This window comes from Dyadobacter soli, from assembly GCF_900101885.1.
Lineage (GTDB): Bacteria > Bacteroidota > Bacteroidia > Cytophagales > Spirosomataceae > Dyadobacter > Dyadobacter soli.
Window position 1 is genome coordinate 57,784 of record NZ_FNAN01000018.1, and the last position, 21,652, is coordinate 79,435.

Sequence of the window (21,652 nt, forward strand, 5' to 3'; positions counted from 1 at the left end):
TTTAATATTAATTCAACCACGCGGTGATCACGGGCTTCAAGAAAAGCACGGCCGCACCGGTGATAATGATGTTAAAAATAGCAAGAGGGATCAGCTTTTTCCAGCCCAGGTTCATCAGCTGGTCGTAGCGGAAACGCGGGATTGTCCAGCGCACCCACATGTAGAAGAACACAAAGAACAATGCTTTTCCGAAGAATACAGCCGTTCCAATCAGCGTCGCTACATTGTGACCTACCTCCGTACCGAGCGATTTAACCAACTGCTCGTACACGAAATCCATTCCCGGATAGTTATAACCGCCGAAATACAGCACGGAAATAATGGCTGAGGAAATGAACATGTTGATATACTCCGCAAACAGATAGAAACCGAGTTTCATACTGCCATACTCGGTGTGATAACCGCCTACAAGCTCCGTTTCACATTCTGGAAGGTCGAAAGGCACACGGTTACATTCTGCGAAAGAGCAGGTAATGAAAATGATGAAACCCAGCGGCTGGTAAAAGATATTCCAGTTCATACCATGCTGCTGCGCTACGATTTCGCCTAATGAAAGCGAGCTGCTCATCATCAGGATCGCGATGAGCGAAAGGCCCATTGCTACCTCGTAGCTGATATTCTGCGAAGCCGCGCGGATCGCTCCGAGGAGTGAAAATTTGTTGTTGGAAGCCCAGCCACCGACCATGATACCATACACACCCAGCGCCACGACGCCGAAAACGTAAAGGATACCAATGTTCGATTCAACGCCCTGCAATGGCACTTCATGGCCTGCAATGCGGAATGTGCTGCCGAAGGGGATTACCGCGCTGGCAAGCAATGCGGTGAGCATCGCTAAACTCGGGCCTGCGATAAAGAGCCATTTATTGGCTAATGCGGGAATGAAGTCTTCTTTGAAGAACATTTTACCTGCATCCGCGAGCGGCTGCAAAAGTCCACCCCAGCCTGCGCGGTTAGGTCCGCTGCGGTCCTGGATGAAACCTGCGACTTTCCGCTCAGCCCATGTGGAGTACATCGCGATGACGAGGGTCAGCCCGAATACGGCAACGATGGTTGCGGTTTTAACAAGAAATTCTACTAACGTCATTTGAAAGCAATTTTATCCGGCTGCTTTAATCTATTCTCTTAATTATTGTTGGCCGCCAATGAACGGTGGTTGGCCTTATCGTTATTCTCGATGCTTTGGTGACGGATCGTTTCCTCGTCGGTTGTGTACGGGCGCGAATCGTCGATTTGCTTGAACTGAGATGCGGCCAGTTTCAATGCGAAGTCCGGTTTGGCTACCAGGTCTTTGCGGTATTTGTTGGCAGAAATCACCGAGCTGCGCTTCACTTTGGTAGGACCTTCCAAAACCCAGTCTTTGGTACTTTTCTTCTCAAAACGGCAGGTATTGCAAATGAAGTCGGTTACCTCACCCCAGGTGTTTTTACGGGCTGTTACACGGATCACTTCATCACCGCGGTACCAAAGGGTCGTTTTGCCACAGCATTTGTCGCAATCGCGGTGGGCGTCTTCCGGTTTGGTGAACCATACCCGGTTTTTGAAGCGGAAAGTCTTGTCGGTCAATGCGCCTACCGGGCACACGTCGATCACGTTTCCGGAGAAGTCGTTATCGATCGCTTTTTCGATGTAAGTGCTGATTTCCGATGCATCCCCGCGGTTCATCACGCCGTGAACACGCTTGTCGGTAATCTGGTCGGCGGTGTACACGCAGCGGTAGCAAAGAATGCATCGCGTCATGTGCAGCTGCACGTGAGGACCGATGTCGATTTTATCAAAAGTCCTTCTCTCTTCCTCGTAACGCGTTTTTGCCGAACCATGCTCAAATGCAAAATCCTGCAAATGGCATTCGCCCGCCTGGTCGCAAATAGGGCAGTCGAGCGGGTGGTTGATGAGCAGGAACTCTACAATACTCTTCCGGGTATCGAGCACGGCCGGGTTTGTGGTGTTTTCAACCACCATACCATCCTGAACCTGTGTAATGCAGGAAGGGACCAGTTTCGGCATCGGGCGGGGATCTTTGGCAGAACCCGCGGATACTTTCACCAGACACGCACGACATTTACCTCCGGAAACCGGAAGCGGTTTATAGTAGCACATCGCCGGCGGAACGAGATGTCCCTGGCTCTCATCTGCCTCGGCGATTTTACGCGCCGCCTGCATGATGGTAGTGCCGGGCTCTACTTCGACCTCGATGCCATCGAATGTAATTTTCAGTAATTGGGGTTTAACTTCTTCCATGCCAGTAATACATTAAGCTATCTCTTGTCGGCCTCGTAAATATCATACGAACCCATTGTTGAACTATATTTCAGCGTATTCCCGAAATTATAGCTCAGAATGTTTGCAGGAGCCTTTCCTTTTGGTGAAATCACAAAACGAATTTCCTTTTCGTCAACCATTCGCCTGAACTCGTCATAGTTGAATGTACCGTTCTGGTCTGCAAGGTATACCAGATCGGGGAAAGGAATCAAATTATTTTTAAATAGAAAGAAACTCAAATACGATCCCTGAAAATTCTCCGAATTGCAGACATAAATGTACTCTGTCGGTTTCAGGTTTTTCTGCTCGCGCAGGTAAGCGGCTACTTTGCGTTCTTCTGTATAAAGTGCCTCAAAATTACGGGAAATGCCCGATTTGTATTTCATATACATATACAATGAGCAATGCAGGAACGCCATCATCATAAACAACGCAACGCCCGACTTTACGAAACCGGTTTTTAGATTCGTGAAATCGTTGGTCTGCGTGAAGGCCAGCACCAGCTGTATCATAGCCACGATCAGGTAATCCTGGTAATAGCCTACTCCGGCGCCTATTTTAAATGCGGTGGATGTGGCAAAAAGAAAGAACAATACCGACGCAATCACGAGGAATAAGTGGAAGCCGTGCGGGCGATAGTAAATCGTGTAGGAGCTCACCAGCGCATTCAGGACCATCAATGGTGCAAATTGCAGGAGCCAGTGTTCCAATGTCCAGTCGTAAAACCATCCCCAGCTCGCGGAATTGGCAACTCCGCCCACAATATTGAGGAAGAAAAGCTGGATGGTGTTAATGGGCAGGATCGCCAGGTAAATGCCGAACGTCAGTATCCCAAATGCGGTGAGTTTTAAAAGCATTTTGAAATCCCGCTGCGCCAGCCAGAATACGCCTGCGGAAATGGGAAGAATAGCACCGCTCTGTTTGACAAAAAATGCAGAAACACCGATGAAAATAGCCAGAAACCAGAGCTTTTGGTCTTTATTCTCCAATCCGTAATAAACAGAAACGATGAACAGCGTTGTCAGCAAAACGAGCAGGCTATCGGGGCGGGAGGTTGTCAGGAACCAGAACGACAAAACATGAAAAAGCGCCAGCCCGGTAAGGAAGGCGGCGATCTTTTGTTTTGTGACCCGATAAATGAAATAACCCGCTATGCTCACGGCAGATAATGTAAAAAAGTTGGATACCAGGCGGCTGGCCAAGTATATTTTGTGAACATCTACGCCTGTTAACCCTACGATTTTAACCAGGAATGTAACAATCGTAAAATATAGTGGTGTGTATTGAGTAAGCCTGAATGGCGCTTTCTCGGGATCGGTGTAAATATCCTCGCCGTCCAGCAGCAGCTGAATAGCGGAAATCCCGCTCATTTCACTGCCCGAAATATCAGGTGAATAGCTTAGAACGGCCTGCATTTTCACGATCAGCAAAGCCAATGCGCTAAGGAGCCCGAACAGCACCGACAGCAACAGAGACCTATTTTTGATCCAAACGAGACAGCTCCTAATACCCATCAACCCAATACCATTTCACCCATGTAAACCGCGCCCGGCGCTGTTGCTTCCTGCGGGTGGGTGATATGCCACACAAATTCGTCGCGGAAATGGCGGATCGCGCTGGCTACGGGCCAGGCTGCGGCATCGCCGAGCGGACAAATGGTGTTACCTTCTATCTTCTTCGAAATATCTACGAGCAGATCGATGTCGTGCATACTGCCGTGACCGTGTTCGATGCGGTGGAGGACCTTCTCCATCCAGCCGGTTCCTTCGCGGCACGGGCTGCATTGTCCGCAGGATTCGTGGTGGTAAAAACGCGAGAAGTTCCAGGTGTTACGTACGATACAGGCTGTTTCGTCGAATACGATAAAACCGCCCGAGCCGAGCATGGTACCTGTCGCGAAACCACCGTCGGAAAGCGATTCGTATGTCATCAGACGATCTTCACCGGCTGCTGTTTTGGTAATAAGGTTTGCGGGAAGAATAGGTACGGACGATCCACCGGCAACCAGTGCTTTCAGGTAATGTCCTTTGCGGATACCGCCGCAGTATTCATCCGAATTCAAAAACTCGTCTACGCTCACACCCAGCTCGATTTCATAAACACCGGGCTTTTGAATGTGTCCTGAGGCCGAAATCAGTTTAGTACCGGTGCTTCTGCCGATCCCGATCGCCGCATAAGCATCACCGCCGTTATTGATGATCCAGGACATATTTGCGATCGACTCGACATTGTTCACCACCGTTGGGCTCTGGTAAAGTCCTTTCACCGCAGGGAATGGCGGCTTGTTTCTCGGGTTACCTCTTTTACCTTCGAGCGATTCGAGCAATGCAGTTTCTTCACCGCATATGTAAGCGCCGCCGCCCGGCTGTACGACCAGTTCAAGGTCATAGCCCGAGCCAAGGATATTTTTACCTAAAAACCCTTGTGCTTTCGCTTCCGCAATGGCTTTTTCCAGAATGCGGATCACGTACATGAGCTCGCCGCGCACGTAGATGAACGACTTGTTGGCGCCCAATGCAAAGCTGGAAATGATCATACCCTCTATCAGAAGGTGAGGGATACATTTCATCAGATGGTGGTCCTTGAAAGTACCGGGCTCCGATTCATCGGCATTACATACCAGGTAACGGGGAACGCCCTCGGGCTTGGCCAGGAAGCCCCATTTCATACCCATAGGGAAACCAGCACCACCCCGGCCGCGCACACCTGATTTTTTTGCTTCTTCCACCACCTCCTCCGGGGTCATGGTTTTGATAGCCTTTTCAACGGCAGTATAGCCTCCCTGTTTGCGATAAACATCGAAGGTTTCGATACCGGGGACATTAATATGCTCCGTTAAAATTTTTCTAGCCATTTGAGGATAATATTTTCAGCTCCTGAAAGCTTATTTACTTAAATCTTCTATGATTTGGTCGACCTTCTCGTTGGTCAGATTCATGTAGAACTGCTCACGGATCTGGAATACCGGCCCCCATCCGCATGCGGCGAGGCATTCTACTTCTTTCAATGTAAACAGGCCGTCGGCGGTGGTACCACCTGCGTCAATGCCCAGTTTTTGCTTCAAATGCCCGTACACATCTTCTCCGCCCATGAGGCAGCAAGGGCCTGTTCGGCAATATTCGATCACATGCTTGCCCACCGGGTCGAGGTGGTACATGGTATAAAAAGAAGCTACCTCGTAAACCTCAACGGGTTCTATGCTTAAAATACCTGCTACATAATCCATTACATCGCTGCTCAGCCAGCCCCATTGTTCCTGCGCCACGTGCAAAACAGGCAAAAGAGCCGATTTTTGGCGGCCCTCCGGATAACGTGCGATAATTTCTTTTACTGTTTCAAGTCGTTCGGGTGTGAACGCAACCAGATTAGGTGATTCGGTCATTTCTAAATAGGTCTTTAACAAACTTTAAGCGTCCAGTTCACCTGCAATTACGTTCAGGCTACTCATCGTCAGGATTGCATCCGACAGTGATGAGCCTTTGCACATTTCAGGATAAGCCTGATAATAAATAAAGCTTGGCCTGCGGAAATGCAGACGGTACGGAGCCCTGCCGCCATCGCTGATCAGGTAGAAGCCCAGCTCGCCGTTTCCTCCTTCCACAGCATGGTATACTTCCCCGGCCGGTGCGTCGATTTCGCCCATTACAATTTTGAAATGGTAGATGAGCGCTTCCATATTGTGGTAAACCTCGTTTTTCGGAGGCAGGTAATATTCGGGAGCGTCGGCGTAGTAGGGGCCTTCGGGAAGATTGTTGATGGCTTGCTCCACAATGCGAAGGCTTTGCCACATTTCTTCATTACGGACCATGTATCGGTCGTAAGTATCGCCATTCTGTCCGATGGGGACGTCGAATTCAAAATCCTCGTACGATGAATACGGGTTCATCACGCGCACGTCGTAATCCACACCCGCAGCACGCAGGTTAGGACCGGTGAAGCCGTAAGACAATGCTCTTTCCGCCGAAATAGGACCCACATTAATGGTACGGTCCATGAAAATCCGGTTACGGTTGAGCAGCTTTTCCAGCTCTCTTAGTACCGGCGGGAAAGATTTGATGAACTCCTTGATCTTGCGGATAGCTGTGCTTGAAAGGTCACGCTCCATACCGCCGAGGCGGCCCATGTTGGTCGTAAGACGTGCTCCGCAAACTTCCTCGTAGATTTCGTACACTTCCTCGCGCTTCTGCATTACGTACAGAAAGCCGGTGAATGCACCGGTGTCCACGCCGAGGATACTGTTACAGATAATATGGTCGGTAATACGTGCGAGCTCCATCATAAGCACGCGGATGTACTGCGCGCGCTTGGGAACCTCCACGCCCAGGAACTTCTCCATCGTCATATGCCATCCCAGATTGTTGATCGGGGAGGAGCAATAGTTCATGCGATCGGTGAGCGTGGTAATCTGGTAAAACGGCCTTCTTTCGGCAATTTTTTCAAACGCCCGGTGGATATAACCGATCGTCTGCTCACCTGAAACGATCTTTTCGCCATCCATTTTGAGGATGTTCTGGAAAATACCGTGGGTAGCAGGGTGGGTCGGGCCGAGGTTGAGGGTGGTCAGTTCTTCTACGAGTTCGGGTAACTCGTTTTGAGAAGGGACATTATGCGGTAATAATTCAATATCTGCCATATCTTACTCAATATAGATCATCGGCCGAAAAGGGCGTCAATTTTATCTTCGCGGGTCGCATCCTCCATCGGGTACTCCTTGCGCATCGGGAAATAGTCCATTTCCTCAATGTTCAGAATGCGTCTCAGGTTAGGATGGCCGTCAAACAAGATACCAAAAAAATCATAGGTTTCGCGCTCCATCCAGTTTGCGCTGGCGAAGAGACCGGTTGCGGTCGGAATGTGAATATCAGCTTCCGAAATGGCTACCTTAATGCGAATGCGGAAATTGTGCACGAAACTGTGCATGTGATAAACCACCACGAATTCCTTGCCGGTATTGTCGGGGTATTGCACGCCTGTAATGTCGGTCAGGAATATTACCTGGTAGTTTTTATGGTCTCTCAGGAACTCCATCAGTGGAATAATCTCTTCGCGGGTCGTTGAGAGCGTCAACAGGCCATACGGCTCTTCAAAGTCAAAAACCTGATCGCCGAATTTTTCCAAAAGCCCTTCGGCTACCTCCTGGTTCGTAAGCATAGGGGGTTACTGAATGTTATATGATGCCAATAGTTCCTGGTATTCGTCGGTATTACGGCGGCGAAGCTTTTCATTCTGAGCCAGATACTGGATCTGCATCAGGCCGTCGATGATCTGCTCCGGGCGTGGAGGGCATCCTGGTACGTACACGTCCACGGGAATAATGCGGTCGATACCCTGCAAAACGCTGTAAGTATCGAAAATACCACCGCTCGATGCACAAGCGCCAACGGCCATTACCCAGCGGGGTTCGGCCATTTGAAGGTAAACCTGCTTTACCACCGGTGCCATTTTCTTCGCAATGGTTCCCATTACCATCAGCAAATCGGCCTGACGTGGCGAGAAGCTGGGACGTTCGGAACCGAAACGCGAAATATCGTAATGCGCGCCCATGGTAGCCATGAACTCTATCCCGCAACATGAAGTGGCAAATGGCAATGGCCAGAGTGAGTAGCTGCGTGCCAGACCGATCGCTTCGTCGAATGAAGTTGCAAAAAAACCAGATCCGCTGTGTCCTTGCGGAGCCTCCACTATCTTTACTTCTTTCATAATTCTTTGTATTTCAATGTTCGAAGCCTATTCTTCCCAGTTCAGTACGCCCTTGCGGATCACGTAATAGAAACCGGACAAGAGAAGTGCCATGAACAATAACATTTCCACGAAACCGAACATTCCCAGGCCTTTGAAATTAACCGCCCAGGGATACATGAAAATCACCTCTACATCGAACAAAACGAAGAGAATAGCCACCAGAAAGTATTTCACGGAAATAGGCGTCCTGGCGTCACCAACTGACTCGATACCGCATTCGAACGGATCGTCTTTCAATTTGCTTCTGCGGCTGGGACCGATAAGGTGAGTGACAATCATCGTGCCACCAATGAAGCCGGCGGCGAGCAAAAATTGCACAATGATGGGCAAATAATCGGAAGGAAGATATTCGTTTTTCATTATTATGATCCGGTTACAGAGGGTCAGGAAAGCGGCCAAAAACTGTGGTCAATGGGTTACATTCCTCCCCGTCTCTCAAAATTAGGCTTTGCAAATTTATCAATCAAATTCTTTACTTTTTCTTTTGTCTAATTAGTATCATACTAAATAAGCCCCGTTGTGGCGGGGCTTATTTAGTACTTATCGAAGAAAAAATATTTATCTGATTACAATTTGCTTGGTAAGGCTCTGTCCCTGACCGGTTACGCGGAGAATGTATTTCCCGGTAGGCAAAAGGCCTACATCGACCTGCATACGGCTGTCGAGCAGCTTTGGAGTGGTGGTTTTGATCACATTACCGCGTATGTCGAAAAGCTCGATGGCCGCGTCTTTGATGTTCTCCCGTGACTCGATGTAAATGTAAGCGCCCTGGCTTGGGTTAGGGTAGATCACCACCTCATTCTGCTCATTGGTTTTGAATTCCCTCGAAGCCGTGTCGGAGTAGCAAATCAGGTTATTGCTGCCGATCGAGTAGGTAACTTTCGCTTTGGTCGTATAAACACCGGATTTTACGAGTTTGAGCAAAGTAGCAGTCGTATCGCTCTCGGAACCCGGACGTCGCCAGATGAAGCTTTCATTCAGCTCTGTACCTTCCGGAATGCTGGCCGAAATGCTGAAAGGCCCTGACGGTTCGATGGTCGGTTTTGATATCTTGGCGCGAATAGTCAATTTGGAAGCGGAAGAGTTATCAGACACGCACCCGAAGATATTCCTGGCTTTTACATAAAAGTTTCCGCTTTCGCCAAGTCTGGCAGTCGCACCGGTCGTAAGGGCCGTATTAGAGCCTTCTTTATACCAGCTGTAAATTTCGCCTTCATTTTGTACCGAAAACTGGAAGGATGAATCTGCACAAGCCTGCTGCTCGCCTTGCTGGATAATGCTCGGCTGTTTCGGTGTCGCATCATTGTCCAGGACGACGATGGGCGTCAGAATGGAGTTACCCGAGGCATCTTTGACAGTGGCACGGTAAGAGCCCGCTTTTGTGACTTTGATAGAACTGGAAACCTCCTTAGTGTTCCACGCATAGGAAGAGTAACCTGCCGGCAGTGTCAATGTAACGCCGTTGTTGTCAATAACGCAGGCGGCAGTAACCGAAGGTACTTCTACGGGATTTACTGGCGTCACGGTGGAAAAGAAATTGGCTTCCAATGTTCCTGCCCAGGCATTGGCGAGGATTGTAAGTGCTCTTACTGTTCCTTCTTTATCTTCCGTGCCTTTTCCTACGAAGTGCGTACCATCGCCACGGTCAGGCGAGAGGGGATCGGTTTCAGGACCTGGGTAGGTTGGGTTGAAAGGAGTGTTGAGTACGGCGTTTTGTGCAGCAATGATATTAGGATTGATGTCCGATACGACATTTCTACCTTCCGAAGTCCGCGAAGTGCGGGCAATTACCCAGGTTATACGCTTCCCGGTTTCGGCGCCGAGACGGTTCATGATGAATTGAAGATCGCGGGTGTAATCGGCCGGTGGCGTATTAAATAACGCGTCGGTTTCACCCTGCATCCAGAGAACGGCCCTGAGACCATATTGGTTGGCATAGTTGCGCGCGGCTATGCGAAGATTCGCGTAAGGCATTTCAGGAGAATAAACGAAGCCGCCGTACTTGTTTTGAGTAGGAAGGCCCTTTGCACTGCTTGCCCAGTTTTCAATGGATGTACCTTCCCAGGCGGTATTGATGAACAGAACAGGTACATTCAATTTGGAAACGAGCTGATCGCCGAGGAGGCCCCAGCACCAGGCCGACAGACCCCGCGGTGCTATAACATTGAGGTTGTTGCTTATTTTCTTGAATTCCGGCGGGGTAGGGTCGGTGAGCCTGTCGACAGTGTCGTTGCTGTAATTGGAAACATATAGCACCCGATCGTCCATCGCCGATGGTCCGGGATAGTCTCTGAGGCCCTGCGCGTTCGACTGTCCGGCGATTATAAACACCTCACCGACACCAAAACGGGCCAGCACATCGCGGCCAACCACTTTTCCATCGGAAATACCGCGAACTTCCAGGGAGTACCATCCGCCGATCAATGTGATCGTTCCGGAGAAAATACCTCCCTCGGGAGCGATTTGCAAAGTTTGCCAGGGTGTTTCCACGCCCTGCCCTTGAAGTACCGGCACAGCCCTTACCTCGATTTTTTCAACGGGTACCGTGAATGTACCGTTCACCTGAACCTCCCTCTGACCGGCCATGTCACGCTGGTAGACAGATTGTAGAACAGGAGAAGTAATTCTAAATAGAGGTTTGTCTTGGGAAAATGCTACTGATGAAAAAATACAAATCAACAGTAACGCCTTTGCCACTACCGGAAGAATAAATCTACTACGCATTGGGAATTCTGATACAGGTAAAGTTTTCTGGGCTCTAACGAAGGATAATTTTGTTAAACTGCTCAATTACAAAACGGTCACAAAGGTAACGGAATATTTTCGCTAAAATATCACTATTCCGTTTTTTTGATCAATCGTAACAGAAGCACCGCGTTTCAACGCAAATGGGGCTGCGCTTTAAAATGCAAAAAGGACGAAGCGGGAAATCGGTAATGCTTCGTCCTTTCGTTGCCGGGTGTGAATACGGCTATTTATCTTACGATCACCAGCTTCTGTGTTGCATTCAGAGCAGGTGAATTAATGCGGATAATATAGATCCCGCTAGAGAGTCCCGTCAGGTTGAAATATTGCGGTCTATCGAACTTCTGAACCCGGAAAGTGCGGTGAATTACCCCGCGGCTATCGATGATCTGAACATCCGCATTCACCAGGTCGGCGTATGCTTCGATGGTCACTTTGTCGGACGCGTTGGGGTTAGGATAAGCTACGAAGCCCGGGTTATTGGTATCCAGATAGAACAGGAACGGTTCCGAGAAATCGGAGTAGCAGGTTAGCGTTTCACTGTAAACGATCGTATTGTTCACGACGTAGTTCCCCGCTTTTACAGCTTTCAATGTCGCACTGGTTTCAGTTAGTACCGAATTGTTGTACTTCCAAACGTGTTCACCCGCATTGAGGTTATTCTCGGCGAACAAGGTATAAACACCCGTCTGGCGGATCACAGGTACACTAGGTGACGGCTTCACATCCACAGGCACCGGCGCGGAATAAGGAGAATAACATCCCTGCTGATCCTGAATGCGAGCCGAATAGCTGCCTGTTGCGAAAACCTCGATGCTGTCGCCTTCGAGACCGTTATTCCAGAAAAAAGCACTTCCATTAGCGGCTTTCAACACGATGGTGTCGCCATCGCAGAAAGTAGTGGCCTGCCGTGCCGTTATCTCAGGTGCGGAAGGGAGCGCGAGGGTTTGGGTTGAAATCTGGTTACTCGGATCCGAATAGCATTGAAACTGGTTGATCGTTTGTACCGAGTACGTGCCGGCGACGGTCACTTTCAGGCTTTGCTGGGATGATCCGTCACTCCACAAATAGCCAGTGGCTGTGGTTGAGGTCAGTTGAACACTTAGGTCGGCGCAGAATGTCGTCGGGCCATCGGCGGTGATGACCGGTGTTGACGGCAGCGGGTTCATTACCACGGCTACCACCGGAGAAACCGGGGAAACACAGCCGTTTTCATCTTTTGCTGAAATTGTAAAATTGCCCGACGCCCGGATTTCGATCTCACGGTCGGTTGAGCCGTTGCTCCACTGATAGTTGTACGCCTCGCTGCTGCGTAATGTAGTGTAGTCGCGCTCGCAGAATGTGGTCGGGCGCAGCGCGGTCACGGTAGGCGTCGCAGGGAGCGCATTAACCTTCACATTCACCTCATCCGAGGTCGATTCACAGCCATTTCCGTCGCGCTGCTTCAAAGTGAACTTGCCGGTAGTAGTTACCGCAATGGCTTTTGTGGTAGCGTTGGTGCTCCATATGTTTCCCGAATCGTAATTGGAAGTCATAGTGACGTTACCACCATCACAAAAGGTCGTTTCTCCGCTCAAAGCAATAACAGGCTTTTCCGGCAGCGGATTTACTTTCACACTAATAGGATCTGATTCAGGGGAGAAGCAACCCACGTCATCCAATGCTTTCACCCGGTAATCGCCGGAGCTCACCACTGTAATGGTGGCATTGTTGGCACCATTGGACCAGACACTTTTTACTTTTGAATCCGAGATCAGGTTCACTTCGCCGCCCTGGCAAAAAGTAATCGCTCCGGAAGCCGTAATTTTGGGTTTGTCGGGAAGCGGTGAGTTGAGCACCTGCATGGCCACTTTCTGTGAAGAAGCCTCGCAGCCATAAATGTTTTTAACTGTAACAAAATATTCACCGCCCGCTGTCACCGGCAATCTGTCGCCCGTAGCACCGGTGTTCCAGACTGCATTGTCTGCCGTGCTCGATACGAGCGTAGCGGTGTTGCCTAGGCACACGGGGTTGCTGCCTTCGATCGTTACAGTTGGCTGGTTGGGCTGGATCTGCTCATTCACGCGGATTTCAGGCGAGAAAATGTAGTTGCCCCTGTCGTCCCGTGCCTTCACATAATAGGTTCCATTTCCTACTACGACGCTGCTGGATGATTGTCCATTGTTCCAGCTAAACGAGTTGAGTCCGACCGGATCTGCCGTAATGGTAATATTGCCGTTTCCGGCGCAATTTGCCGTAATCCTGAGAGGCCGCTGTGCCTGGTAAGGCTCCGATCGGGCAAAGAAATCGTCGGTAAGCGAGTTGGCCCAGGCATCGCCAAGCTGGATAAGGCCATCTCCCCAAAAGTGGGCACCATCGTTATCAAAACCAAGACGAGGAACCTGAATGAGGTCAGTATTGGGGCCTTCAAAGACATTGGGCACGTTAAGGATTACTCGTCTCTGCCCGTCCGTGACCTGCGAATCGCTGCCGTGGTCGTCATCATAAGAAGTAATGGAGACCATCCATGAAATGTTCTTGCCTGATTCGTTCCGGCTGGTTTCAATGATGGTTTTCAACTCATCAAAATACCTGTCGGTCGGGGTATCTTTAAAATTGTCCGCCTCACCTTGAAGCCAAAGCACTCCACGCAGGCCGGTAATCGGTGTATATCGTTGGATTACATTCCGGAAGTTTCCATATGGCATACCGTCGGGTTGAATCCAAACGGGGGCGTACACAGACATGGTGTTACCATTAATGCTCTCTTTCCAGTTACGCGAAGCCATTCCCGTCCAGCCTGTGTTGAAAAACAAAATCGGGACATTAAGCCTCGCAGCGAGGCGATCACCGAGGCGTCCCCAGCACCATGCAGCGGGACCACGGGGAGAAATGCTGCTTTGAGCGTCGACGTGATGGAATGACGGGCGTTCCGGCAGTTCAAACGGGTAATCGCCTATCTCGTAGTTATTGATAGAATTAACACGATCGTCTTGTGCACCCTGGTTGTTAAACCTGCCGTCGTTAAATCCTTGTGCATTCGACTGTCCCGCAATCAGGAAAACCTCGCCAATTCCCACATGGTCCACGGATTTGGTGTCCACGAGCTGGCCACCTTTCCAGCCCCTGACTTCCAGGCGATACCAGCCGCCCTGTACGGGAATATATCCTGAGAAAAAGCCTCCCTGGATACTCGCGTCACTGAGGGTCGTCCAATCCTTATCGGAACCCTGGCCCGGCACTAATGCGGACACTTTGGCTTCTACGCGATCGACGGGTTTGGTGTAGCTGCCGGCAATGTGGAGGTTGGCGTTGTTGGATTTGTCGCGTTGGAAAACGGCGCGGTCGGAAGGGAAATCGACACTGATTTGTCCGTGTGCGGTAAAGGAGATAATGCTAAATACTACCCAATAGAAATACGGTAGATAGTGTCTCATGGTGACTGTAAATTCTTTGAAATAACTGCTTGGACACACAAGTTGCATCGAAAGGTTGCCTCGTTACAAGAAATTATTATTGTACGGGAAACGGCGAATTGATCAAATCCCATATTTTGTCTTTTAATTGTTCAATACCTTCTTGAGTTATTGCAGAAATTAAAAGTGTCGGGATACCGTTCGGTAGATTTTGCTGTAACGTAAGCCGCTCTTCGTCAGAGAGTACATCCATTTTGGAGATCGCCAGGACGCGGTTCTTATCGAGCAGTTGCGGATTGTATAAGCGTAGCTCTTGCACCAGCGTCTGGTATTCGGCCTGAATGTCCTCACTGGTGGCAGGTACGATGAAAAGCAGGATGGAGTTGCGTTCGATGTGCCTTAAAAATCGCAGACCAAGTCCCTTGCCTTGTGAAGCGCCTTCGATGATGCCCGGAATGTCGGCCATGACGAAGGATTTATAGTCGCGGTAGGGCACTACGCCGAGGTTAGGCACGAGGGTAGTGAAGGGGTAATCGGCGATTTCGGGCTTGGCAGCCGAAACGACCGAGAGCAATGTGGATTTGCCCGCATTCGGGAAGCCAACCAAACCCACGTCCGCCAATACTTTCAGTTCGAGGATGAACCAATCTTCCTTGCCGGGTTCGCCGGGCTGGGCGTATTGGGGGGTCTGATTGGTGGCAGATTTGAAATGGTCGTTACCCATTCCGCCACGGCCTCCGGGAAGCAGGATCATTTCCTGCCCGTCTTCGGTGATTTCGAAAAGCTGTTCGCCGGTTTCGGCATTTTTAGCGATCGTGCCCAGTGGAACTTCCAGGACAATGTCCTTTCCGATCGCACCTGTCCGCCGTCCGCCTTCGCCCCCCTTGCCGTCGAATGCTTTTACGTGTTTGGTGTATTTCAAATGCAGCAATGTCCAGAGCTGGGTATTGCCTTTCAGTATCACGTGACCTCCGCGCCCGCCGTCACCGCCGTCCGGACCGCCTTTTTCGACGTGTTTTTCACGCCTGAAATGCAAGGAGCCGGCACCGCCGTTTCCGGAGCGCGCATTGATTTTTACGTAGTCGATGAAGTTAGAGGAGGCCATGTGGGTATAGTGACAAATGGAAATCAGGCTGCTTCGATCGCATTCGAGATTTCCCCGAAAATGAAATCGATTTCGCCTATTCCGTTGATAGCGACAAACTTACCTTGTTCCTGGTAGTAGTCGGCAACGGGTTTTGTTTTGCTGTTGTATTCCTGGATGCGTTTAGCGATCAGCTCTTCATTCTGGTCGTCGGGACGGCCGGAAGTTTTGCCGCGGTTCAGAAGGCGGGCCAGGAGCTCGTCGTCGTCGACAGACAATGCTACCATTACCGAAATGCCTTCATTGTAGCTGGTCAGCAAGGTGTCAAGTGCTTCGGCTTGCTTCACTGTTCTCGGGAAGCCATCGAAGATGAAACCTGCCGCGTTGCGGTGCTCTTTCAGCTTGTTCTCGATCATGCCGATCACCACTTCGTCCGGTACCAGGATACCCTTGTCCATCAGTGTTTTGGCTTGCACCCCTAGTTCTGTTCCTGCCTGGATTTCCGAGCGGAGCAGATCTCCCGTCGAGAGGTGGATCAAATTGTACTTTGCAATTATTTTTTCACTTTGGGTACCTTTCCCGGCGCCCGGAGGGCCAAACAGTATAAGATTCAGCATAGTAGCTTCAAAAATTGATGTCGCGGTATTGGTGAACAATTGGCAAATTTACAACTCTTACTATATGTGCGCGAAATTGTTGCATAATTTTTACAACAAAAATCCCCTTCACTGTTTCCGGTAAAGGGGATCGCTATCGTAAAAGTGGCTCCAATCAAGGGATAACCACCCTTTTCACCGCTCCATCTTCATTCTGAACCACCGTTACGAACAGCGTTCCTTTTGTATTTTTCTTAAGTTCGATCTGTCCTACATACTCGCCTTCGAACTCGTGGATTTCCTTTTTGCCCACTTCCTTGCCTTTCGTGTCGGTCACTGTTACCGTCACATTGCCTTTTTGCGGAACACTGAAACGCAGGTTGAGCACATCGTCGGCAGGGTTATTGGTGTAGGCATTCAGTGAGCGAATGCTCGCCGCCTTTGCATTGTTATCACGGCTGTCCCAGGCGTAGTCGAAGTTTTTGTTAAAATTCTTTCCGAAATCCTCCATGTCGCGCATCATCATTTTGGCTTTGGGATGGAAATTTTCGTTGAAATTCTTTTCCATCTTTTTCATGTTCCTGCTGAATTTCTCCGAATCCCAATCCAGGTCGTATTTGAAATCGCCGTCCCAGTGAAACACCATCGGTTCACGTGGGTCACGATGGTCGATGACCATTTTTTTGCGCTTTTTGGCTGCGATCTTGCCGTCTTCGCCGTCATTGACAGTGATTGAAATAGTTTGCTTGCGTTTTTTGTCGACATTCAGCGAGTCGAGCACTTTATCTACGAATTTCTGCCTTTCGTCATCGCTCAGCGCACCAACCTTGTAGCTTTTCTCGATGTCGCGGGTTTTACCATTGTCATCCTCCGTAACCCGGATCCTTATGCTCGTTTTCGGGGCATCGTCATCCTTTTTAGGTTTTTTGTCGGATTGTGCCTGCGCAACGGATAGCAGTGCGGGTGCCGCCACAAGCAGCAGCGACCATGTTAGTTTTTGAATTGAAACAGTTTTCATAAAGTAGTTTTTGTTTTGAGTCTGAATGAATTGCAAAACCATGGCTATGTTGCTTGGGGCGCTGTTAAATAATGTTAAAAACACCTTTGGCCGGGGGCGAAACATTAAATTTGTTCTTGGCAAAATGTCGGGCAAAGCACGGCCCGCGTTGCACATGGGAAGCGGAAATTATGACCAAAAGGAAAATACAAATTATCGTAGGGCTGATGTGCCTCGCATTGATCGGGCTTATCGGCTTTCAATGGTACTGGATCAGGGAAGCAATCGCGATCCGGAACGACCAGTTCAACCAGAAGGTCTCCGAGTCGGTACAACAAGTGGTGCACCGGTTGGAAAAGCAGGAAATGATGTACCTTCTCCAGCGCCGCATCGAGGCCGAGCAGCAAAAAAGCAAGCTCGACCGCATTGCACAGCTGCGTGAAATGCCCGTGAAGCGCACCGCACCTCCGAAACCCAAAACGCCCGTTCAGGAAATGGTGCCGCGCGTGCAGCCCCGCATGGAGATCGCCATTGGCCCGAATGGCGAGGAAATACATTACCAGATCATCACCGAAGCTGTTCCTACCGATGTGCTGAGCCCTAATTTCAGGGTGATGGTCGATCATCAGCAGCGCATTATGGAAGAGTTTTTCCAGGCACAACAATATGGTATGGCCGGGATCGACGAGTTTATGCGCCGCAGGATGGATGATGAGCGCCGTTTGGGAAATGCAATGCGCGGTATGGCCGATTCGGAAATCCGCCGGAAAGGTGAATTTTCAAAAAGGGACTCCGTTGCCCGGAATGTAGCGAACCGCAAAGTGGCATTACCCGATAATGCGAAGGGCGGCAAACAAAAGTCCCGGGCATTGATAAGCACCGGTGAACCCGACCGCGCCGAGTTGCTCAAAGAGGTAATGAAGGATTTTATTTATACCAAAAGACCCATCGAGCAGCGCGTGAACCGCTTTTTGCTGGATACATTGTTGAAAAAGCAGCTGATTCAGAATGGTGTTACATTACCGTACGAATTTGCGGTAAGAGGCGCGGTACTTGGCCAGTCGGCGGACACGCTCATTTTCTCGACCGTGAGTATGCGTCCGGGCGAATGGGAGGACCGGTCTTACAAAGCGGCCCTTTTTCCCAATGAGACATTGACCGCGCAAAATGCATTATATGTATTCTTCCCCGACCAGCAACGCTACATTCTCAGCAATATGGGCGTGATGTTCGGTGGTTCGGGCATTCTAATTGTTGTGATCATGGCCTGCTTCTACATGGCGGTCACGACCATTCTGCGGCAGAAAAAGCTTTCTGATATTAAGAACGATTTCATCAACAACATGACGCACGAGTTCAAAACGCCTATTTCGACCATTGCATTGGCTGCGGAAATGGCGCACGAAAACTCGGCTTCGCTGATGGATAATCCGAAAGGCGCGCGGCTGGACCGCTACCTGGGCATTATCCGGGAAGAGAACAAGCGGCTCGGCACGCATGTGGAGAAGGTTTTGCAAATGGCGCTGCTCGATAAGGGGCATGTTAAACTTAAAATCACTGAGACCAACCTGCATGATCTAATCGGCGCCGCATTGAACGGCCAGAGCGTGCAAATCGAGCAGAAGGAAGGCGAAGTAGACCTTAACTTCGATGCGGAAGAGGACGTAGTGGCCGCCGATGAGGTGCACATCTCCAACATTTTGAATAACCTCATCGACAATGCGATCAAATACTCGCCCGAAAAGCTGCATTTGACCATCAATACCAAAAATGAAAACGGCGGCATTGCCATATCCATCGCCGACAAGGGCATTGGTATGAGCCGCGAGCAGCAGCAACGCGTTTTCGACACGTTCTACCGCGTGCCTACGGGCAATGTGCATGACGTGAAAGGCTTCGGGCTCGGATTGAGTTATGTTAAAAAGATGGTCGAAGCGCATGAAGGCACCGTTCGCCTGCAAAGCAAACCGGGTGAGGGAAGCACATTTACGATCTGGCTGCCGGTCCGCAAAGAGGAGCAAATAGTTTAGAAATATCGCCCGTAACCGCTAACTTGCCGTCTTTTTAAGATGACTAACCGACAGTTACGGTAAATTTCTACACGCAATGATTTCCAAAACTTATGCCCCTCAGGAGATAGAGGATAAATGGTACTCCTACTGGATCGAGAACAAGTTCTTTCAGTCGAAACCCAATCCGGACAAAGAACCCTACACCATCGTGATCCCGCCGCCGAACGTCACCGGCGTGCTGCACATGGGGCATATGCTCAATAATACCATTCAGGACATTCTCGTGCGCAAGGCGCGGATGGAAGGCAAAGAGGCGTGCTGGGTACCCGGCACCGACCATGCTTCCATTGCTACCGAGGCCAAAGTGGTGGCGATGCTCAAAGAGCGCGGCATCAGCAAGCGCGACATTACCCGCGACGAATTCATCGAGTATTGCTGGGAATGGACGCACAAATACGGCGGCATTATCCTGAAACAGCTCCGCAAACTCGGCGCCTCGTGCGACTGGGACCGCACGCGCTTCACGATGGAGCCGGATTTGTACGATTCGGTGATCGACGTTTTCATTGACCTCTATAATAAAGGTGATATTTACCGCGGCCACCGCATGGTGAACTGGGACCCGCAGGCACGTACGACCGTGTCGGATGAGGAGGTGATCATGAAGGAGGTGAATCAAAAGTTGGTTTACCTGCGCTATCCTTTGGAAGGGGAGAATGGAGGAGGGAGCATGGAGGAAGGCGTTACTATTGCTACAACCCGTCCGGAAACCATTATGGCCGATGTGGCGATTTGTGTGAATCCTGCGGATGAGCGTTACCAGCATTTGATTGGTAAAAAAGTGCTCATTCCGTTGATCAACCGGGCTATTCCGATTATCGCGGATGATTATGTGGAGATGGAATTCGGTACAGGCTGTTTGAAAGTGACGCCTGCGCACGATACCAATGACTACGAGCTTGGAAAGCGTCATAACCTCCCCATTATCGACCTTTTGAATGAAGACGGTACATTAAATGAAAGGGCGCAGATCCTGGTGGGCGAAGATCGCTTCATTGCCCGCAAGAAGATCATTAAGCTACTCGAAGAATCGGGTAACCTCGTGAAAGTGGAGGAGTACCGGTCGAATGTAGGGCATTCGGAGCGGACGGATTCGGTGATCGAGCCCCGGCTTTCGGAGCAATGGTTTTTGAAAATGGAGAAAATCAGCAAACCGGCATTCGACAATGTGATGAACGATACGGTGCAGCTGATTCCGGCGAAATTTAAGAATACATACCGCCACTGGATGGAGAATGTGCGCGACTGGAACATCAGCCGCCAGCTCTGGTGGGGCCACCGTATTCCGGCGTACTACCTGAACGATGGCACCATTATCGTAGCCAAATCCAAGCGCGAGGCATTGCGCAAAGCCCAGCACGATTTGCAGCTTTTTGCATTGACCGAAGAAGACCTTACCCAGGACCCCGACGTGGTGGATACCTGGTTCTCGTCGTGGCTGTGGCCGATTTCGGTTTTCAATGGTATCAAAGAGCCGGATAATGCGGATGTGAATTACTATTACCCGACCAACGACCTCGTTACCGCACCCGAAATTCTTTTCTTCTGGGTGGCGCGGATGATCATCGCGGGTTACGAATACCGCGGCCAGTATCCGTTCAAGAATGTGTATTTGACCGGCATCGTGCGCGACAAGCAGGGCCGTAAAATGTCGAAATCGCTCGGTAACTCGCCCGATCCGATTGATTTGATCGAGAAATACGGAGCGGATAGCATCCGTACCGGCATGCTTTTCAGCTCGCAGGCAGGTAACGATTTGCCTTACGACGAGAAGCTGATCGAGCAGGGCCGGAATTTTGGTAATAAAATCTGGAATGCATTCCGCTTGGTGAAAGGATGGACGGTCGATAGCGAGCTGCCTGTTCCCGAGGGTTCGAAACTGGCGGTACAATGGTTTGAAAGCAAGCTGAACCAGACCTTGGCCGAAGTACAGGACCACTTCTCGAAATTCCGTATTTCGGATGCATTGAATTCGGTGTATAAGCTGATCTGGGACGATTTCTGCGCGCAATACCTCGAAATGATCAAGCCGGGCTTCGAGCAGCCGATTGACCTCTCGACCTACGATTCGACATTGGACTTCTTCGATCGCCAGATGCGCCTGTTGCATCCGTTCATGCCATTCATTTCGGAAGAAATCTGGCAGAACATTATCGAAAGAGGCGAAAAGGAATCGATTTGTATCGCACATTTCCCGCAAGCCGCCGAGTTTGACCAGGCAATGCTGAACGACTTCGATATTCTCTTCGAACTCGTTTCTTCGATCCGCAACCTGCGCAATTCGAAGGGTATCAGCCCTAAAACTGCATTACCGCTGGCAATCCGTACCGATTCAAGCGAGCGCTACAATGCATTGACCCCGCTGATCGAAAAACTGGCGAATGTGGAAGGCATCAGCTATGTGACCGGCGAAGCGGAAGGAACTTCGTTCCGCGTGAAGTCGGATGAGTTTTTTGTAAACCTGGCCGATGAACTGGATGTGGAGGCGGAACGCGAAAATTTGCTCCGTGAATTGGAATACACCAAAGGCTTCCTCGACTCAGTCATGAAAAAGCTTTCGAACGAGCGTTTCGTCGCCAATGCGAAAGGTGATATCGTGGAAAAGGAAAAAGCGAAGCAAGCCGACGCCGAAGCGAAGATCGCGACACTGACCGACGCATTGGCAAGACTCAAATAAGCGTCAGAAATACAACTCTTTTTTAAAGCACAAGGCATGAGCGTCTTGTGCTTTTTTATTATGCACGAATACGGATTAATGT

At 50.1% G+C, this 21,652-nt stretch carries 16 protein-coding genes; 2 read left to right on the top strand and 14 right to left on the bottom strand.

Annotated elements, in window-relative coordinates; translation table 11 throughout:
- Positions 1-7 precede the first annotated feature (7 nt).
- The 14 genes from nuoH to BLQ88_RS26770 all read right to left on the bottom strand — a co-directional run bounded on the left by nuoH (position 8) and on the right by BLQ88_RS26770 (position 16,842).
- Positions 8-1,087, bottom strand: coding sequence for an NADH-quinone oxidoreductase subunit NuoH (gene nuoH, locus BLQ88_RS26705; protein ID WP_090156070.1), 1,080 nt, complete (start codon positions 1,085-1,087; stop codon positions 8-10).
- A 38-nt stretch (positions 1,088-1,125) separates the two neighbouring features.
- Positions 1,126-2,241: an NADH-quinone oxidoreductase subunit G gene (locus tag BLQ88_RS26710; RefSeq protein WP_090156071.1), complete on the bottom strand. Its 1,116-nt coding sequence runs from the start codon at positions 2,239-2,241 to the stop codon at positions 1,126-1,128.
- A gap of 17 nt (positions 2,242-2,258) precedes the next feature.
- Positions 2,259-3,731 carry an ArnT family glycosyltransferase gene (locus tag BLQ88_RS26715; protein ID WP_090156072.1) on the bottom strand — a complete coding sequence of 491 codons (1,473 nt, stop codon included), beginning with the start codon at positions 3,729-3,731 and terminating at the stop codon, positions 2,259-2,261.
- A gap of 44 nt (positions 3,732-3,775) precedes the next feature.
- A complete protein-coding gene (gene nuoF / locus BLQ88_RS26720) occupies positions 3,776-5,116 on the bottom strand; it encodes an NADH-quinone oxidoreductase subunit NuoF (protein WP_090156073.1) in 1,341 nt (446 codons plus the stop codon).
- 30 nt (positions 5,117-5,146) lie between these two features.
- A complete protein-coding gene (locus BLQ88_RS26725; protein WP_090156074.1) occupies positions 5,147-5,644 on the bottom strand; it encodes an NADH-quinone oxidoreductase subunit NuoE family protein in 498 nt (165 codons plus the stop codon).
- 24 nt (positions 5,645-5,668) lie between these two features.
- Positions 5,669-6,895, bottom strand: coding sequence for an NADH dehydrogenase (quinone) subunit D (gene nuoD / locus BLQ88_RS26730; RefSeq protein ID WP_090156075.1), 1,227 nt, complete (start codon positions 6,893-6,895; stop codon positions 5,669-5,671).
- Positions 6,896-6,912: 17 nt separating this feature from the next.
- Positions 6,913-7,413, bottom strand: a complete 501-nt coding sequence (locus tag BLQ88_RS26735) for an NADH-quinone oxidoreductase subunit C (RefSeq protein ID WP_090156076.1) — start codon at positions 7,411-7,413, stop codon at positions 6,913-6,915.
- A gap of 6 nt (positions 7,414-7,419) precedes the next feature.
- Entirely contained in the window at positions 7,420-7,962 is a 543-nt protein-coding gene (locus BLQ88_RS26740) for an NADH-quinone oxidoreductase subunit B (RefSeq protein ID WP_015813533.1), read from the bottom strand.
- Between the two features lie 27 nt (positions 7,963-7,989).
- The gene (locus BLQ88_RS26745; protein ID WP_090156077.1) at positions 7,990-8,364 is read right to left on the bottom strand and encodes an NADH-quinone oxidoreductase subunit A; all 375 of its coding nucleotides are present in this window, start codon (positions 8,362-8,364) and stop codon (positions 7,990-7,992) included.
- Positions 8,365-8,562: 198 nt separating this feature from the next.
- The gene (locus tag BLQ88_RS26750) at positions 8,563-10,590 is read right to left on the bottom strand and encodes a T9SS type A sorting domain-containing protein (RefSeq protein WP_229212878.1); all 2,028 of its coding nucleotides are present in this window, start codon (positions 10,588-10,590) and stop codon (positions 8,563-8,565) included.
- Positions 10,591-10,979: 389 nt separating this feature from the next.
- Entirely contained in the window at positions 10,980-14,165 is a 3,186-nt protein-coding gene (locus tag BLQ88_RS26755; RefSeq protein ID WP_090156079.1) for a T9SS type A sorting domain-containing protein, read from the bottom strand.
- A gap of 76 nt (positions 14,166-14,241) precedes the next feature.
- Positions 14,242-15,249 carry a GTPase ObgE gene (gene obgE, locus BLQ88_RS26760; RefSeq protein WP_090156080.1) on the bottom strand — a complete coding sequence of 336 codons (1,008 nt, stop codon included), beginning with the start codon at positions 15,247-15,249 and terminating at the stop codon, positions 14,242-14,244.
- A 23-nt stretch (positions 15,250-15,272) separates the two neighbouring features.
- Positions 15,273-15,845, bottom strand: a complete 573-nt coding sequence (locus BLQ88_RS26765) for an adenylate kinase (RefSeq protein WP_090156081.1) — start codon at positions 15,843-15,845, stop codon at positions 15,273-15,275.
- Between the two features lie 154 nt (positions 15,846-15,999).
- Complete coding sequence (locus BLQ88_RS26770) at positions 16,000-16,842, bottom strand: T9SS type A sorting domain-containing protein (protein ID WP_229212879.1); 843 nt, start codon at positions 16,840-16,842, stop codon at positions 16,000-16,002.
- A gap of 170 nt (positions 16,843-17,012) precedes the next feature.
- Between BLQ88_RS26770 and BLQ88_RS26775 the strand changes: the two genes are divergently transcribed.
- Both BLQ88_RS26775 and BLQ88_RS26780 read left to right on the top strand, forming a co-directional pair.
- Positions 17,013-18,851, top strand: coding sequence for a sensor histidine kinase (locus BLQ88_RS26775; protein WP_090156083.1), 1,839 nt, complete (start codon positions 17,013-17,015; stop codon positions 18,849-18,851).
- A 76-nt stretch (positions 18,852-18,927) separates the two neighbouring features.
- A complete protein-coding gene (locus BLQ88_RS26780; RefSeq protein WP_090156084.1) occupies positions 18,928-21,570 on the top strand; it encodes a valine--tRNA ligase in 2,643 nt (880 codons plus the stop codon).
- Positions 21,571-21,652: the final 82 nt, after the last annotated feature.